This window comes from Thiobacillus sp., from assembly GCF_018780105.1.
Taxonomy (GTDB): domain Bacteria; phylum Pseudomonadota; class Gammaproteobacteria; order Burkholderiales; family Thiobacillaceae; genus Thiobacillus.
Map to the genome: position 1 here is coordinate 67955 of NZ_JADMKC010000002.1, position 18381 is coordinate 86335.

10 protein-coding genes and 1 tRNA gene are annotated in these 18381 nt (G+C 63.9%); 9 read left to right on the plus strand and 2 right to left on the minus strand.

The features are described 5' to 3' along the window. Positions 1-17 precede the first annotated feature (17 nt). Together IV098_RS00810 and ilvD are read right to left on the minus strand one after the other, a co-directional pair. Positions 18-623, minus strand: a complete 606-nt coding sequence (locus IV098_RS00810; RefSeq protein WP_296885481.1) for a ParA family protein — start codon at positions 621-623, stop codon at positions 18-20. Positions 624-636: 13 nt separating this feature from the next. Continuing rightward, entirely contained in the window at positions 637-3414 is a 2778-nt protein-coding gene (ilvD, locus tag IV098_RS00815) for a dihydroxy-acid dehydratase (RefSeq protein WP_296885483.1), read from the minus strand. A 67-nt stretch (positions 3415-3481) separates the two neighbouring features. On the opposite strand from ilvD, the gene lgt reads away from it, so the two are divergent. The 9 genes from lgt to IV098_RS00860 all read left to right on the plus strand — a co-directional run bounded on the left by lgt (position 3482) and on the right by IV098_RS00860 (position 18368). Then, complete coding sequence (gene lgt, locus IV098_RS00820; protein WP_296885485.1) at positions 3482-4279, plus strand: prolipoprotein diacylglyceryl transferase; 798 nt, start codon at positions 3482-3484, stop codon at positions 4277-4279. Then, the gene (locus tag IV098_RS00825) at positions 4276-4644 is read left to right on the plus strand and encodes a VanZ family protein (RefSeq protein WP_296885487.1); all 369 of its coding nucleotides are present in this window, start codon (positions 4276-4278) and stop codon (positions 4642-4644) included. Before lgt ends, IV098_RS00825 begins: the two co-directional genes overlap by 4 nt. 19 nt (positions 4645-4663) lie before the next feature. Next, a tRNA-Ala gene (locus tag IV098_RS00830) sits at positions 4664-4739 on the plus strand. Positions 4740-4953: 214 nt separating this feature from the next. After that, positions 4954-7185, plus strand: coding sequence for an EAL domain-containing protein (locus tag IV098_RS00835; RefSeq protein WP_296885489.1), 2232 nt, complete (start codon positions 4954-4956; stop codon positions 7183-7185). Between the two features lie 7 nt (positions 7186-7192). After that, positions 7193-7762, plus strand: coding sequence for a YfiR family protein (locus IV098_RS00840; RefSeq protein WP_296885491.1), 570 nt, complete (start codon positions 7193-7195; stop codon positions 7760-7762). After that, positions 7759-10323: an ATP-binding protein gene (locus IV098_RS00845; protein ID WP_296885492.1), complete on the plus strand. Its 2565-nt coding sequence runs from the start codon at positions 7759-7761 to the stop codon at positions 10321-10323. Before IV098_RS00840 ends, IV098_RS00845 begins: the two co-directional genes overlap by 4 nt. Further along, positions 10320-12299: a TonB-dependent siderophore receptor gene (locus IV098_RS00850; protein ID WP_296885494.1), complete on the plus strand. Its 1980-nt coding sequence runs from the start codon at positions 10320-10322 to the stop codon at positions 12297-12299. Before IV098_RS00845 ends, IV098_RS00850 begins: the two co-directional genes overlap by 4 nt. 152 nt (positions 12300-12451) lie before the next feature. After that, positions 12452-16960 (plus strand): glutamate synthase large subunit, encoded by a 4509-nt coding sequence (gene gltB, locus IV098_RS00855; RefSeq protein WP_296885497.1) that lies wholly within the window; start codon positions 12452-12454, stop codon positions 16958-16960. A 1-nt stretch (position 16961) separates the two neighbouring features. After that, complete coding sequence (locus IV098_RS00860) at positions 16962-18368, plus strand: FAD-dependent oxidoreductase (RefSeq protein ID WP_296885499.1); 1407 nt, start codon at positions 16962-16964, stop codon at positions 18366-18368. Positions 18369-18381 lie beyond the last annotated feature (13 nt).

An 18381-nucleotide genomic window follows, 5' to 3' on the forward strand; every position in this document is an offset into this window, starting at 1 on the left:
TCTGCCGACCGACCTGCTCAGCGGTCGAGCCAGTCGGTCAAACCCTGCCACTGTTCGAGTTCGCGCTCGACCAGATGGTGCGGCATATCAAACAGGCTCTTGCCTTCGAAGGCCGCGTTGACATAGGCCTGCGTATTGCGCAGGTAGGTCAGCACCGGCAATTCCTGCTGTTCCATGAAACCTTCCAGCGTGACCCCGGCGCGGGTGCGCGGATCGACCCGCATGCCGATCACGCCGACAAAGGCGTGTCCTTTGCGCACCGCTTTTTCTTCATGCAGCGCAGCCAGAAAATCCTGGCTGGCGCGGATGTCGAACAGCGACGGCGCGATCGGCACCACCACTTTGTGCGCCAGCTTGAGCGCGCGCACCAGATTCTTGCCGTGCAGCCCGGCGGGGGAGTCGATCACCAGCCAGTCGCTGTCCTCATTCTGGCCTTCGCGCATCAATTCGATGTCCGGCAGCGCCATGTCGCGCATCGCCAGCCAGTGGGTGGCGGATTTCTGGCGGTCGAGATCGAGGATCGCCACCCGTTTGCCGGTGGAGGCCAGATAGCCGGCCAGATTGGTCGACAGCGTGGTCTTGCCGCTGCCGCCCTTGGGATTGGCCACCAGAATCACGCGCATGATTGCTCCTTGTTTATAGCGGCTCGACGCTGTACGTCACCGCCAGCGTATGCGTCTCGCTCGGCGCCACGCTGACGAGATTGTCCATCGCGTTGGCGGATTCGACGCACACCATTTCGCGCCAGCCCGCACCGGATTTGCCTGCGCCCATGTCGCCCATCTTGTCGGCCTTTTCCGTCCACGGCGTCCACACGATGGTGGACAGTGAGCCGGTCTTGGCGATACGAATGCGGCGCTTCAGGCCGGCGTCTTCGATCACGCAATCGGCCGGCGTATTCACGTACACGCGGTCGACTTCGCCATTAAAGCCAATTGCGCCGCTCTGTTTTTTGGTGGCGAAGTGGTCGACCTTGTCGTGGAAGGTCGCGCCTTCGAGGCCGCTGACTTTCACCGTGCCGATGTCGCTGATCTGCAGATAGGTGTGCAGCGCTTCGCCGATCAGGATCGATGCCGTGCCGGTGTTGGTCGTCGCAAGTTGCAACTCCAGCTTGTCGCCCACCACCACGGTCAGCGTCAGCCGGGTGGGGTGCGGCCATTGCGCACGGGTCTGTTCGTTGTCGACCAGTTGCAGGGTGATCTCGGTTTTGGCGTCGTTGCGCTTGCGTGTGGCGGTCACCTGCCACGGCACGGTGCGGGCGAAGCCGTGCGCGGGGAATGCGGCTTCGGTCGCGTGCGCGCCGAACCACGGCCAGCACACCGGCGCGCCGCCGCGGATGGATTTTCCGGCCGCGAACTTGGCGGCATCGGCCACCCACACGACCGGCTCGTGTTGCGATTTCGGACGGAAGCTCACCACATGCGCGCCCTGCAGACAGATCGTCGCGCGGCCGCCGTGGTTGTCGATGTCGGCATAGGTCAGGCCGCCCGCGCCGACGCGGAAAGTGAGCTGACCAGGAATGGCGAAGCGCGCCAGCGGGTCGGCATGAATCTGCGCCTCGGTCGGGTGCTCGACCAGCGACACGTCACGCACCGCGCCAAAGGCCGCCGAGGTCACCATCGAGGCGTAGGCGCGCAGCGCGGGGGACACCGCGCGAACACGGTTGGCCGGTTTCCAGGCCAATGCGCCCCGGGCGTCCATCGCGGCGCGGCGGCGCTCAAGTTCGGCGTCGCTCACGCGCACGTTGAGCGTGCGCTTGGGGATGTCGATGTCGATCATGTCGCCTTCTTCCACCAGGCCGATGGTGCCACCTTCGGCCGCTTCCGGGCTGGCGTGGCCGATGGAGAGGCCCGAGGTGCCACCGGAGAAGCGGCCGTCGGTGACCAGCGCGCACACCTTGCCGAGATCTTTCGATTTCAGATACGAGGTTGGGTAGAGCATTTCCTGCATGCCGGGACCGCCGCGCGGGCCTTCGTAGCGGATCACCACCACGTCGCCGGCGACGATCTTGTCGGTGAGGATGGCGTCCACTGCCGCGTCCTGCGATTCGAACACGCGGGCGGGACCGGAGAATTTCCAGATGCTTTCGTCGACGCCAGCCGTCTTGACGATACAGCCGTCGGCGGCGAGGTTGCCGTACAGCACGGCGAGGCCGCCGTCTTTCGAGTAGGCGTGTTCGAGGTCATGGATGCAGCCGTTGACGCGGTCGTCGTCGAGCTTGGCGAAGCGGCGATCCTGCGAGAACGCGGTCTGCGTCGGCACGCCGCCGGGGGCCGCACGGAAGTATTCCTTGACGTCCGGGTTGGTGGTGCGGCGGATGTCGTAGGTGTCGATCTGCTCGCCCAGCGTCTTGCACAGCACGGTCGGCAGGTCGCGATGCACCAGCCCGCCGCGTTCGAGTTCGCCAAGGATGGCCATCACGCCGCCGGCGCGGTGCACGTCTTCCATGTGATAGGTCTGGATCGACGGCGCGACTTTCGACAGATGCGGCACGCGGCGGCTCATGCGGTCGATGTCGGCCATGGTGAAATCGACGCCGGCCTCGTGTGCGGCAGCGAGCAGGTGCAGCACGGTGTTGGTCGAACCGCCCATCGCGATGTCGAGCGCGATGGCGTTTTCAAACGCATCGAAGCTGGCGATCGCGCGCGGAAGCACGGAGTAGTCATTCTCTTCGTAATAGCGGCGCGCGTTCTTCACGATCAGGCGACCGGCGGCGAGGAACAGGTTCTTGCGGTCGGCATGCGTGGCCAGCAGCGAGCCGTTGCCGGGCAAGGACAAGCCCAGCGCTTCGGTCAGGCAGTTCATCGAGTTGGCGGTGAACATGCCCGAGCACGAACCGCAGGTCGGACAGGCCGAACGTTCGAGCTGGTTGACCTTGTCATCGCTGATCTTGCTGTCCGCCGCCGACACCATGGCATCGACCAGATCGAGCTTGATGGTCTTGCTTTCCCAGATCACCTTGCCGGCTTCCATCGGCCCGCCCGAGACGAACACCGTCGGGATGTTGAGGCGCAGCGCGGCGTTCAGCATCCCCGGGGTGATCTTGTCGCAGTTGGAAATGCACACCAGCGCGTCGGCGCAATGCGCGTTCACCATGTATTCGACCGAGTCGGCGATGAGGTCGCGGCTCGGCAGCGAATACAGCATGCCACCGTGGCCCATCGCGATACCGTCGTCGACTGCGATGGTGTTGAATTCCTTGGCCACGCCGCCCGCCGCTTCGATCTCGCGCGCCACCAGCTGGCCCATGTCCTTCAGATGCACGTGGCCGGGCACGAACTGGGTGAACGAGTTGGCAATCGCGATGATCGGCTTGTTGAAATCGCCGTCTTTCATGCCGGTGGCGCGCCACAGCGCACGGGCACCGGCCATGTTGCGGCCACGGGTAGTCGTCCAGGAACGGTAGTCAGGCATGGGAGTCACTCAGTCAATCTATAATCAGCCGGGCATTTTACCCGCCCCGCCCCAACCCGGACACCTCATGCTCGTTCATCCGCAATTCGACCCCATCGCCCTGCAGCTGGGCCCCGTCGCGATCCACTGGTACGGCCTGATGTATTTGCTGGCATTCGCCCAGGTCATCCTGCTCGGGCGCTGGTGCATCGCCCACCGGCCGTGGACTGGATGGGACGCGAAAAAGCTCGACGACGTGCTGTTCTACGGCGTGCTCGGCGTCATCCTTGGCGGCCGGCTGGGCTATGTGCTGTTCTACAAGCCGCTGGAATACCTGGAGCATCCGCTCAACATCTTCAAATTGTGGGAAGGCGGCATGAGCTTTCATGGCGGCTTTCTCGGCGTGATCCTCGCGATGGCGCTGTTCGCCCGCCGTGACAAATTGCGCTGGCTGGCCGTCACCGATTTCATCGCCCCGCTGGTGCCGCTGGGTCTCGCTGCCGGCCGGCTCGGCAATTTCATCAACGGCGAGCTGTGGGGCCGCGCCACAAGCCTGCCCTGGGGTATGGTGTTTCCGCAGGCCGGCGACGGCATTGCGCGCCATCCTTCGCAGCTGTACCAGTTCGCCGGCGAAGGCCTGCTGCTGTTCGCGATCCTGTGGCTGTATTCCAGCAAGCCGCGCCCGGTCGGCGCAATTTCTGGCGTCTTTCTCATCGGCTACGGCAGCTTCCGTTTCCTCGCCGAGTTCGCGCGCGAACCCGACAGCTTTCTCGGCCTGCTGGGGCTTGGCCTTTCGATGGGGCAATGGCTGTCGCTGCCGATGGTCGTGGCCGGCGTCCTCATGCTGCGCTGGGCGCAGCGTCAACCCGGGGCACGTCAGGCGTGATCATCCATCGTGTTTGGTGGGCCTGCGCCTGGCTCGGCATGCTCATCACGCTGGTCGTCTCGCTGATGCCGCCGCCGTTCAACGCAGGCGTGGCGCATGGTGACAAGATCGTTCACCTAACCGGCTACGGCGTGCTGATGTTCTGGTGGGCGCAGCTGATTCTGCAGCGGCGCGGGCGACTCGCTATCGCCGTGGTGCTGTTCGGCATCGCCATCGAGTGGCTGCAGGGCTTTACCCCCAACCGCCAGACCGACGCGCTCGACGTGCTGGCCAACAGCAGCGGCATGCTGCTCGGCTGGCTGGCCGCCCACCTGAGCCCCAATTTGCCGCAACGCCTCGGCGCGCTTTTCGCGCCACGCGGCTGAGGCTATACTTTCACGCGTCGGGGGGGTAGCTCAGCTGGGAGAGCGCCGCGTTCGCAATGCGGAGGTCGGGAGTTCGATCCTCCTCCTCTCCACCACATTCAAGGCCAACTGTCCGCAGTTGGCCTTTTCTTTTGCCCGGCGTGTCGTTTGATAACGGTAATTCACCCACTATAAATGGGGCTTATCTCGTGCACTTAAAATTGATTTACTCTGTGTATGGGCTCAATGTTCTACCTGTTACGGCCGCTAGCGAGCCTGGAGACACACAAATAATGCGAAGCAAACGCGAACCGTTCGGGGCAAGACACTGTGGCGCTTGATGACGATGAGTTGCTTATTCTGGATGACGAAGAAGTCGTCACGTCCGGCGTCTGGAAAATCCTCATCGTCGACGACGATGAGGATGTGCATATCGCGACCGAGCATGCGCTGGCGGGTGAAACCCTGCTCGGCCGGTCGCTGGTTTTCCTGCATGCCCATTCGGCAGCCGAGGCCCGCGAGCGGCTGCAGGTGAATGCGGATGTGGCGGTGATCCTGCTCGACGTGGTGATGGAAACCCAGCACGCCGGACTCGATCTGGTGGCGTACATCCGGCGCGATCTTGAGCTGAGCATGCCGCGCATCATTCTGCGCACGGGCCAGCCCGGTTATGCGCCGGAGCTGACCGCGGTTCGTGATTACGATATCAACGACTACAAGACCAAGAGCGAACTCACCCGCAGCAAGCTGTATACGACGGTGCTGGCGGCGTTGCGCAGCTTCGACCAGTTGCGCCGCATGGATGCCAACCGCCGCGGCCTGGAGCAAATCATCGAAGCGTGCGGCGAATTGCTGCATGAGTCGGGGCTGAAGGCTTTTTCTGCGGGGGTGATCCGCCAGCTGGCAGCGTTCATCGGGGTGGAATCGGATGGCCTGCTGTGTACCCAGGTCAATCTCGACCGGCGTGGCGGCAAGCATGCCGGGGACGACGACTACATCGTGCTGGCGGCGGCGGGCCGCTACGAACCCCTGATCGGCCTGCATCTGAATCAGATCGACAGCCCTCGCGTGCGCGACAGCCTGCGGCTTTGTCTTGCGCGTCAGCAACACGTGTTCGAGCGCGAATCCCAGACGTTGTATTTTTCGATGCAGGGCAGCCGGGGATTCGCCGCCTATATCGACACCAGCCGGCCGACTTCCGTAATCGACAGCCGTCTGCTGGAAGTGTTCTGCGCCAATGTCTCCATCTGTGCGGACAACATCAATCTGATCAACCGGCTCAAGGATTCCGCCTACTTCGATCATCTGGTGGGCCTGCCCAACCGCACCGCGTTCGTGCAGGCGGTGGACCACGCCTATGGCGAGGGGGCGAATCCGTGGGATTACGTGGTGCTGGTGGACATCGACCAGTTCGCCGAAATCAACAATGCGTTCGGCCACGAATACGGAGATCATCTGCTGGAGGCGCTGGCCAGCCGTCTCAAGCAGCGGTTCGAACCGGATTGTTTCGTCGCCCGGATTTCCGGCGACACCTTCGGCCTGCTCGGCGCTGAAGCCGCGCTGAAGCCGGAATATCTGCGCGCGGTGTTCGCCGAGCCGTTCAACATCAACGGTGCAGGCCATGTGGTCGCCATCAGCACCGGCATCGTGCGGCTGACCGACTCGGGGCCGGACGGGCAGGGCGTGCTCAAGGATGCCAGCATCGCGCGCAAGCTGGCGCGCGAAAAGAGCGTCAACAGCGATGCCTACTACGCGCCCCACATCGGCTTCCAGGCCAAGGAGCGCACCCGGCTGCTGCAACAGCTGCAGGGAGCGTTCGATCTGGATCGCCTGTTCGCGGTGTACCAGCCGCAGATCGATATGGTGACGCGGCGCGTCACCGGCTTCGAGGCGCTGATGCGCTGGCGCAACGACGCCGGCGAGTTCGTGCCGCCCGATCATTTCATTCCGCTGGCGGAACAGTCCGGACTGATCGTCGGCATGGGCGACTGGATACTGCGCGATGCCCTGCATGCGCTGCGCCAGCTGGCGGCGGAAGGCTGGCGCGACCTGACGATGTCGGTCAACGTTTCCGCGGTGCAGTTCCGCATGCCGAATTTCCTCGATTCCCTGCGCCAGGCAATCGCCGACACCGGCGTTGCGCCGCAGCTGCTGGAACTGGAAATTACCGAGTCGGTGGCCATGATGGGGCAGACCGTGGTGGAAGAAACGCTGGCCAGCATCCGTCAAATGGGCATCAGCGTGGCAATCGACGATTTCGGAACCGGGTTTTCGTCCTTGTCCTACCTCAGCAATCTGCCGCTGGACCGCATCAAGATCGACCGCTCCTTTGTCCATGCCATGTCGGGCGATGGCGATAGCCGGCGCATCGCCGACCTGGTGATCCAGCTTGGCCGCAACCTGAATCTGCGCGTGATTGCCGAGGGCGTGGAGACCGAGGCGCAGGCCAGCCGCTTGCTGGAACTGGGCTGCCATGAGGTGCAGGGTTTTCTGTACGGCCGCCCGATGGACCCGGACAGCCTGCGCGACTGGCTGAAAAACTGGAAAGCGCTGTACGGTTGAGTGTCGGATGCCCGCCCTGCCCTGCTGCCTGAAATGGATCCTGCTGGCGGTCATTGCGGGTAGCGCGGCCTGGCCCGCACGGGCTGCGCAGCCGGCGGCCGAGCCGAGCCGTGAATTCGAAATCAAGGCGGCGTTTCTCTACCATCTGAGCCAGTTCGTGGAATGGCCGCCGCGCGCCGGCGAGCGCGCTTTCACGGTGTGTGTGCTGGGGGCCGACCCTTACGGCGACAAGCTGAAGCAGCTGGAAAGCCGCCGCTACCGCAACCAGCCGATGGCCACGGCTTATCCGCAGAACGCCACGCTGGCGCGGGATTGCCAGATTGTTTATCTGGGCGCGGACCTGCGCGCCAATGTGCCGGCGATCCTCAAGCAGTTGCGCGGCTACCCGGTGCTGACCGTCAGCAGCCTGCCGGGCTTTGTCGATCAGGGCGGCGGGGTCGGCTTTGTCATCGAAAACACCCGGGTGCGGCTGGAACTGAACAATCAGGCCGCCCGCGGCGCGCAGCTCAAGCTGAGTGCCAGGCTGCTGGAAGTTGCCAGGCGGGTGGTGGATGCCCCGGTCGAGGAAAAACCATGACGCGCATCGACCAGCTTTCGATACGCGGCAAACTGATCCTGATCATTCTGGTGGTCAGCCTGTCTGCGCTGGCCGTGGTGGCGCTGGCCTCCTATCTGCATTCGCGGCAGCAAGGCCGCGAAAGCCTGGCGCAACAGCTCACCACGCTGACGCAGTTGATGGGCGATCGCAGCGCCGCCGCGCTGGCCTTCCTCGATCAATATGGGGCACAGGGCAATCTGGCGGCCCTGCAGAACGTGCCCAATGTGACGCAGGCCTGCCTGTACGACGCCGAGCATCAGCTGTTCGCTTCGTATCAGCGGACGGGCGTGCAGCCGACCTGTGCGGCCCGTCAGCCAGACTGGGCGGGCAATGTGAAATTCGGCGAGACGGGCGTGCTGGCGCAAAGCGTGATTGCACTCAACGGGCGCTCGCTTGGTGTTCTGGAAATCGAGTCGACGCTGGCGCCGGTCGAACGCGAGCTGCGCGCACAGCTGCTGTTCAATCTGGCCAGTCTGGCGCTGGCGGCCATTCTTGCGGTCGGCCTGTCGCTGTGGCTGCAACACCTGATTTCCCGCCCCCTCATCCGTATCCGCGATGTGGCGGAAGAGATCGAGCTCAAGGGCCAGTTCAGCCTGCGCGCACCGCACAGTGGCAGCGACGAAATCAGCCAGCTGGCGAAAAGCTTCAACCGCATGCTGGACAAGATCGAAACGCAGAACCGGCAGTTGATCCAGCGCCAGACCGAATCCTTCGAGCGCATGCGGCGCATCGAGTCGCAGCAGTCCGCCATTGCGATGCTGGCCAAATGGCCGGCCGTGCTGAGCGGCGACATGGCATCCGTGATGCGGCAGGTGACGCAAAACTATGGCGCCATCCTGAACGCGGCACGCACCAGCGTATGGATGTTCAATGCCGACGAGAGCGTGCTGGAATGCCAGGATCTGTATCTGCGCGACCGCGCCGAGCACAGCTCGGGTCAGGTGCTCGCCGAGTCTGAATACGCCAGCGAATTCCGCGCCCTCAAGCGTTCCAAGTACGTGGATGCCGACGATGCGCTGAACGATTCGCGTACCGCCGGCTATGTGGAAGGCTATCTGAAACCGCTGGGCATCACCTCGCTGCTCGATGTCGGCATCCAGGCCGGCTCGCGTCACTATGGCGTGCTCTGTTTCGAACACATCGGGCCGCGTCGCCACTGGCACGCCGACGAGATTTCCTACGCCATGGCGGTGGCCGACCAGATCGCCATCACGCTGCAGAATGCCCTGCGCGCAGCATCCGATGCGGCGCTGCGCGAGAGCAATGCCTATACCAAGGTGTTGTTTTCGGACTCGCGCATTCCGCTGGTGGTGCTGGATCCTGACACTGGCACGATCCTCGATTGCAACCAGGCCGCTGTCGACATTTATCAGATGCAGCGGATGGAGGACGTGTTGGGTTGTTCCCCGCTGGACGTGTCAGCACCCACCCAGTACGACGGCACCGATTCGGTGGTTGCCGCCAAGGCGCACATCGCACGCGCCATCACCGATGAGTCGCATGTGTTCGAATGGCGCCACCAGCGGCCGAGCGGAGAAATCTGGGATGCCGAAGTGCACCTGATGCATTTTCAGGCCGGCGGGCGCGACCTCCTGCAGTTCAGTTTGCAGGACATCACGGCGCGTCGCCGGGCCGAGGCGCGGATACACCAGCTCAACCAGGAACTCGAACAGCGCGTGGCGAGCCGCACGCTGCAACTGGCGGAATCGAATGGTCAGCTGCAGGCAACGCTGAGCACGCTGCAGCACGCCCAGACCGAACTGGTGCGCAGCGAAAAACTCGCGTCGCTCGGTTCGCTGGTGGCCGGGATCGCACACGAGCTGAACACCCCGCTCGGCAACAGCCTGACCGTCGCGACTTCACTGGCCGATGCGACGAATGAGTTTCTGCACGAGATGAAGGAAGGGCAGATCCGCCGCTCGGTGCTGAACCGTTACCTGGTACAGGCCAGCGAAGCGAGCGAATTGCTGAGCCGCAACCTGTTTCGCGCCAGCGATCTGATCACCCATTTCAAACAGGTGGCGGTGGATCAGACCAGCGCCCAGCGGCGCAGTTTCGACCTCAAGGAAAACATCGAGGAAATCGTGCTGACCCTGCAGCCGCAGTTCAAGCACACGCCGCACCGGGTCGAAATCGACGTGCCCGACGGGCTCCAGCTCGACAGTTACCCCGGCTCGCTCGGTCAGGTGATCACCAACCTGACCCTCAACGCGCTCCTTCACGGCGTGCATGGCCGGCCCGACGGCCTGATCCGCATTCACGCCGAGCAGCAGGGCGACGCGCGGGTGCAGATCGCAGTGGCCGACAACGGTTGCGGCATTCCCGCGGAGCATTTGCCGCGCATCTTCGACCCATTCTTCACCACGCGCCTGGGCCAGGGCGGCAGCGGCCTGGGGCTGCATATCGTTTACAGCATCGTTACCCGCACCATGGGCGGCTTCGTCGACACCCAAAGCAGCGTCGGCCAGGGCACCTGTTTCACCATCGACATTCCGTTGCGGGCACCACATCAACAACCCGGAAAGGAGTTGCAGACATGACCCCTCATTCCACCCGTCCCTGCGCCGGGATGCTGCGCCCGCTGCTTGCGTGCCTGTTGATGTTTTCAGGTTTTACATCGTCCGCATTTGCCCGTTCGGACTACCTGGATCTTTCGCTGGAAGAGTTGCTCGACGCGCCGATCAATGTGGCGTCGCGCAGCGCGTTGTCGCAGCGTGAAAGCCCCGGCATCCTCACCGTCGTGCACGGCGACGAAATCCGCCGCAGTGGCGCCCGCAATCTGGAGGACGTGCTGCGTCAGGTGCCCGGCTTCGACTTTCGCCTGATCAGCACCAATGTGCTGGGGTTGGGCATGCGCGGGCACATCGGCTCGGACGGCCGGGTGCTGCTGCAGATCGACGGCATCGAAGTCAATGAACACCGTTTCGGCACCGCCCAGTTCGGCCAGGGTTTCCCGATGGCGAGCATCAAGCGCATCGAAATCCTGCGCGGGTCTGCCATGGCCATGTACGGCGGGTCGGCCGAGCTGGGCGTGATCAACATCATCACCCGCGACGCGAACGATCTCGACGGCGGCGAAGTGGCCGTGGGCGCCGGCTACGCGGGCAATGCCCGCAGCAGCGAATACGTCGGCCTGATGGCGGGCCAGACCATCGGCGGGGTGGCGCTATCGGCCTCGCTGCACGATGGCCGCGCCCAGCGCAGCGACGGCATCTTCTACGGACAGGGCGGCGCGTCCTACGACATGTCGGCCACCGATGAAATCTACCCGCGTTATGCGAATCTGGCCTTGAGCGCCGGCGGCTTCAGCATGCGCTACCTGCGGGACGCGTCGAGCCTGGACAGCCGGTTCGCGGTAGGGACGATCCAGCCCGCGGCCTGGAAGATCGGGCAGGACGCCGAATCCCTGCAGCTGCAATACAGCGCCCAGCCCGCCGAACACGTCACGCTGCTGTCTAGCCTGCTGTATCAGGAGCAGACGCCGCGGGAAACCACCGACCACCTCGGTGTGCTGCAAAGCCGCACCGAAGTCCGCCGCACCCAGGCCAAGCTGGGCGTTGTGTGGGATGCGCAGGATGACTGGGACGTGGCCGGCGGTGTGGAATATCTGGATGAACACTACAAGGGCGTCGTCAGGACGTTTCCCCTGGGCAGGCTCGCTTACACCCAGCTCGGTGTCGCCAGCGTGTATGGCGAAGTGAGCAAACGCAGCGAATGGGGCGATTTCATCGTCGGCGCGCGCCGCGACGACCACGATTACGCTGGCGTGGTGTGGTCGGAGCGGCTCGGTTACACCAGGATCATGGGCCCATGGCACGCCAAGGTGATGGCGAGCCATGCCGAGCGCGCGCCCTCGGTCGAGGACTATTCGGCCAGCACTTCGACCCAGCGAAAAAACGAGACCGTGCGGACCCTGGAGCTGGAAGCCGGCTACCGGATGGATGCCGATACGCAGCTCACCCTCGACCTGTTCGACATCGAAACCCGCGACACGCTGATCCTGCTGAATCGGCAATCGGTCCGCACGCGCGGCCTGGAGGCGACGTATCAGATCCGCAAATCCTGGGGCGACGCCTCGCTGTCGTACTCGTACTACCGCGCATTTCACACCACCACCGCGGTGGTACAGCCGGTCGATGCGACGGCTGGAAACCTCGTGGTGGACGACGAAGCCCATCTGGCGTTTGCCAACCACAAGCTGGTTGCCCGCTGCAGTTACCAGTTCACCGACGCGCTCTCGATCAACCCGGCGCTGGTGTATTCCGGCCCGCGCTGGGGCTACGACGTGCCGCAGATTGCGCCCGGGGTGGGCACGTTGCGCGAGTTCCCCTCCACCACCCAGCTGGATGTCACGCTGTTCTGGAAAAATGCCGGCATGCAGGGATTGGACCTGTCGCTGGGTGTGTTCAACGCGCTGGACGAAAGCGCGGTTTTCCTGCTGCCGTTCAACAGCACCACCCCGCCCTTGCCCGACCTGGGGCGCGAGTATGTTCTGAACGCCTATTTCGCGTTCTGAGCCCGTACGCCGCGCGCGATAACCCCATGGACTGCAAGGCTGCATCGGGCTTGCGCATTGCCCGATACCGCAGTCGGGATTAAAATAGCTCACATTTTGCTTTATTTCTGGCTGGCCGCATTTGGCTGGCCGCGTTTGTTTTTGGAACACGCATGACCACCACGACACAACAAAGCTGGCTCGACGGGACGCTGTATTCACCCGACTTTGAACAGGACAGCTGCGGCTTCGGCCTGATCGCGCAGATCGACAATCAACCCAGCCACACCCTGGTGCAGAACGCCATCGGTTCGCTGGCCTGCATGATGCACCGCGGCGCGATTGCGGCAGACGGCCTGTCGGGCGATGGCTGCGGCCTGCTGTTCATGAAGCCGGATGTGTTTCTGCGCGCGGTGGCGACCGAAGCAGGTTTCGCGCTGGGCGCGCTGTATGCCGCCGGTCTGGTGTTTCTGTCGCGCGAGGCCGCATCGCAGGCGCATGCACGCGCCACGCTGAAGGCGGAACTGGAAGGCCAGGGGCTCGTCGTTGCCGGCTTCCGCCTGGTGCCGACCGATCCAAAAGTGTGCGGCGCTTCCGCACTCGAATCGCTGCCGCATATCGAACAGGTATTCGTGAACGCGGCCACGGATATTAACGGCGCGGGCATGAGTGCCGAGGATTTCGAACGCAAGCTTTACATTGCGCGCCGGCGTGCCGAAAAAGCGCTGCAGCCGACCGATCCGGTGTTCTACCTGCCGACCTTGTCGAGCCGCGTGATCAGCTACAAAGGTCTGGTGATCCCGGAAAACCTGCCGGTGTTCTATCCCGACCTCAACGACGCGCGTTTCGCCTCCAGCCTGGCGGTGTTCCACCAGCGCTTCTCCACCAACACCTGGCCGCAGTGGCGGCTGGCGCAGCCGTTCCGCTATCTGGCGCACAACGGCGAGATCAACACGGTGCAGGGCAACCGCAACTGGAGCCGCGCCCGCGAGCAGAAGTTCGCCACCCCGCTGATCCCGAACATGGACGACATCCGTCCCATCGTCGGTACCCGGGGCTCCGATTCGATGAGCCTCGACAACATGGTCGAAGGCCTGGTGATGGGCGGCACCAGCCTGTTCCGCGCGATGCGCCTGGTGATCCCGCCGGCGTGGCAGAACGTCGAATCGATGGACGCCGACATCCGCGCCTTCTACGAATACAACTCGATGCACATGGAGCCGTGGGACGGCCCCGCCGGCATTGTGCTGACAGACGGCCGCTACGCAGCGTGTACGCTCGACCGCAACGGCCTGCGCCCGGCGCGCTGGGTGCTGACCAAGGACCGCATTCTCACCATCGCCTCCGAAGTCGGCGTGTGGCAGATCGATCCGACCAATGTCGAACGCAAGGGCCGCGTCAAGCCGGGGCAGATGATCGCCGCCGACCTTGAAACCGGCCGCCTGTTGATGCCGGAAGACATCGACAGCGAACTCAAAGGCAAGCATCCCTACCGCGAGTGGCTCAAGACCAACGCGGTCAAGCTCGACCTGTCGATGAACCAGGATGCCGACCTGGCGGTGATGGACGCCGCCAGTCTGCTGACCCACCAGAAGCTGTTCAACGTCAGCTTCGAGGAGCGCGACCAGATCATCCGCGTGCTGGCCGAGGACGGTTCCGAGGCGATCGGCTCGATGGGTGACGACACGCCGATGGCGGTGCTGTCGCAGAAAGTGCGTTCGCCGTTCGACTACCTGCGCCAGCAGTTCGCACAGGTCACCAACCCGCCGATCGACCCGATCCGCGAAGCGATCGTGATGTCGCTTAACACGGCGTTCGGCCCCGAGCGCAACCTGTTCGAGGAAAGCCCCGAGCACGCGCACCGGGTCGAAGTGCACACCCCGCTGCTGTCGAAAGAAGCGTTCGACAAGCTGCTGAACCTGAAAGACGCCGCATTTGCCGCCGCCACGCTCGACCTGCAGTACGACCCGGCAACGACCACGCTCGAAGCTGCGCTCAAGGCGCTGACCGCGCGCGCGGTCGAAACGGTGAAATCCGGCAAGGTCATTCTGGTGCTGTCCGACCGCAACATCGCCAAGGATCGCCTGCCGATCCATGCGCTGTTCGCCGTCGGCGCGGTGCACCATGCGCTGATTACAGCCGGTCTGCGCTGCAACGCCAACATCGTGGTCGAAACCGGTACCGTGCGTGATCCGCACCATTACGCCTGCCTGATCGGTTACGGTGCGACTGCGATTTACCCGTACCTGGTTTATCAGGTGATCGGCGAATTCGTGAAGACGGGCGAGATCAAGCCCAATCTCGACAAAGCCTTGTCCAACTTCCGCAAGGGCATGGACAAGGGCATCTACAAGGTGCTGTCGAAGATGGGCATTTCGCTGGTCGCCAGCTACCGCGGCGCGCAGCTGTTCGAGGGCGTCGGCATTCACGAGGACGTGGTGGCGTTGTGCCTGACCGGCACGGTGTCGCGCATTTCCGGTGCCAACTTCGACGACTTCGAGTCCGACCAGAAGCTGCTGCACAAGACGGCGTTTAACCCCTTGCGTCCGCTGTCGGCCGGCGGCCTGCTCAAGTTCATGTTCGGCGAGGAGTTCCACGCCTACAACCCGGACGTGGTGCAGCAGCTGCAGAAAGCCGTGCAGTCGGGCGACTACGCCGAGTTCAAGAAATATTCCGCACTGGTCGACACCCGCCCGGTGGCGATGCTGCGCGACCTGATGAAGCTGAAGTCCGGCGCTACACCCATCCCGCTGGAAGAAGTCGAGCCGCTCGAATCCATCCTCAAGCGTTTCGATTCCGCCGGCATGTCGCTCGGCGCGCTGTCGCCGGAAGCCCACGAGGCGCTGGCCGAAGCGATGAACCGCATCGGCGGCCGCTCCAACTCGGGTGAAGGCGGCGAGGATCCGAAGCGTTACGGCACCAGCAAAACCTCCAAGATCAAGCAGATCGCCTCCGGCCGGTTTGGCGTCACCGCCACCTATCTGGTCAACGCCGAAGTGCTGCAGATCAAGATCGCCCAGGGCGCCAAGCCCGGCGAGGGCGGTCAGCTGCCGGGCGACAAGGTGTCGGTGATGATCGCCGGCCTGCGTCACTGCAAGCCCGGCACCCCGCTGATTTCGCCGCCGCCGCACCACGACATCTATTCCATTGAAGATCTGGCGCAGCTGATTTTCGACCTCAAGCAGGTCAACCCCGCTGCGCTGGTGTCGGTGAAACTGGTGGCCGAGCCCGGCGTCGGCACCATTGCCGCCGGTGTCGCCAAAGCCTACGCCGACCTCATCACCATTTCCGGCTACGACGGCGGCACCGGCGCAAGCCCCTTGGCCTCGGTCAAATATGCCGGTTCGCCTTGGGAGCTCGGCCTGTCCGAAGCGCAGCAGGTGCTGCGCGCGAATGGCCTGCGCGGCCGCGTGCGCGTGCAGACCGACGGCGGCCTGAAGACCGGCCTCGACGTGGTCAAAGCCGCAATCCTCGGCGCCGAGTCCTTCGGCTTCGGCACCGGGCCAATGGTGTCGCTGGGCTGCAAATTCCTGCGCATTTGCCACCTCAACAACTGCGCCACCGGCGTTGCCACGCAAAACGAAAAATTGCGTAAAGATCATTTCATTGGCCTGCCCGACATGGTGGTGAACTACTTCACCTTCGTCGCCGAAGAAACGCGCGAGCTGATGGCGAGCCTCGGCATCCGCAAGCTCACCGACCTGATCGGCCGCACCGACCTGCTCGACGTCTCGGCCGGCGATACGCCGCGCCAGGGCCGCCTCAAGCTCGACGTGTTGCTCTCCCAGGGCAGCACGCCGGCGGATGCGCCGCGTTTCTCGCAACAGGAACGCAACCCCTCGTTCGACAAGGGCGAGCTGGCCGAGCAGATGGTGGTCGACGCCTTGCCCGCCATCAGCGCCGGCACACGGGTCGAATTGAGCTATCCGGTGCGCAACGTCAACCGCTCGATCGGCGCGCGCCTGTCCGGCGAAATCGCCAAGGCGCACGGCGGCAAGGGCCTGCCCGACGACACCATCCGGATTCAACTGACCGGCTCGGCTGGCCAGAGCTTCGGCGTGTGGAACCACAAGGGCCTGACGATCACGCTGGAGGGCGACGCCAACGACTACGTCGGCAAGGGTATGGGCGGCGGCCGTCTGGTGGTCTATCCGCCGCGCAACGCCAGCTTCGAAAGCCACCGCAACACGCTGATCGGCAACACCTGTTTGTACGGCGCGACGGCGGGTGAGCTTTACGCCGCAGGCATGGGCGGCGAGCGCTTCGGCGTGCGCAACTCCGGCGCACTCGCGGTGGTGGAGGGCATCGGTGACCACGGCTGCGAATACATGACTGGCGGCACCGTCATCGTGCTGGGCGACACCGGGCTGAACTTCGGCGCCGGCATGAGCGGCGGCATGGCATTCGTGGTCGATGACAGCGGCGATTTCGTGTCGAAGACCAACAAGGAAATGGTCGAGCTGGTCCGTATCGGCAACGTCGACACCGAGCCCTACCGGGTTTTCCTCAAGGGGCAGATCGAACGCCATCTGGCGTTGACCGGCAGCGCGCGCGCCAAGGCCTTGCTGGCCGATTACGACGCTACGCTGGAGAAAGTCTGGCTGGTCAAGCCGAAGCGGATTTCGATTGAAGACCTGGTCGAGGATATTCCCGGCCAGACACGTGAAGTGGTGAGTGCATAAGATGGGCGACGTATTCCAGTTTTTGAAGCAGGCCCGCCGCGACGGCGAAAAGACCCCCGCAGCGGTGCGCAAGCACGAGTTCCGTGAAATCTACGCGCAGATGGACACGGGACACGCGCAAGAGCAGGCCGACCGTTGCCTCGCCTGCGGCAATCCCTATTGCGAGTGGAAGTGCCCGGTGCACAACTACATCCCCAACTGGCTCAAGCTGGTGACCGAAGGCCGCCTGTTCGAGGCAGCCGAATTGAGCCACCAGACCAATTCGCTGCCCGAGGTGTGTGGCCGCGTCTGCCCACAGGACCGTTTGTGCGAAGGCGCCTGTACGCTCAACGACGGCTTTGGTGCGGTCACTATCGGCCAGGTCGAGAAATACATTTCCGAAGAAGCCTTCAAGGCTGGCTGGCGCCCCGACATGTCGAATGTCATTGCCACCGGCAAGAAGGTTGCCGTCATCGGTGCCGGTCCTGCAGGCCTCGGCTGCGCCGACGTGCTGGCGCGCAACGGCGTGAAGCCGGTGGTGTTCGACCGCTACGACGAAATCGGCGGCCTGCTCACCTTCGGCATCCCCGAATTCAAGATGGAAAAGACGGTGATGACGCGCCGTCGCGAGGTGTTCGAGGGCATGGGGATCGAATTCCGTCTCAACACCGACATCGGCAAGGACGTATCGATGCAGTCGCTGCTCGACGAATACGATGCCGTGTTCATGGGCATGGGCACCTACACCTACATGAAGGGCGGCTTCCCCGGCGAAGACCTGCCCGGCGTGCTGGAAGCCCTGCCGTTCCTGATTTCCAACGTGCGCAAGTGCCTCGACCTGATGAAGCCGGACGAGACCTACCAGGACATGAAGGACCAGCGCGTCGTGGTGCTCGGCGGCGGCGACACCGCGATGGACTGCAACCGCACCAGCATCCGTCAGGGTGCGGCGAGCGTGACCTGCGCCTACCGCCGCGACGAAGCCAACATGCCCGGTTCCAAACGCGAAGTCGGCAACGCCAAGGAAGAAGGTGTGCAGTTCTTGTGGAATCGCCAGCCGGTGGAAATCGTCGGCGACAACAAGGTTGAAGGCGTCAAGCTCGTCACCACCGAACTTGGTCCGCCCGACGCGCGCGGCCGCCGCACCCCGGTGGTCATCCCCGGCTCGGAAGAAATCGTGCCGGCCGACCGTGTCATCGTGGCGTTCGGCTTCCGTCCCAACCCGCAACCCTGGTTCGAGCAGCACCAGATCGCCATCGACCCGGGCGGCCGCGTCATCGCCAAGGGCCAGCCGCATGCCTTCCAGACCGCCAACCCGAAAGTGTTTGCGGGCGGCGACATGGTGCGCGGTTCCGACCTCGTGGTGACGGCGGTGTACGAAGGCCGCGAGGCTGCCAAGGGCATACTCGGCTACCTCGACCTGCTGTAAGCCGCAGCATGCG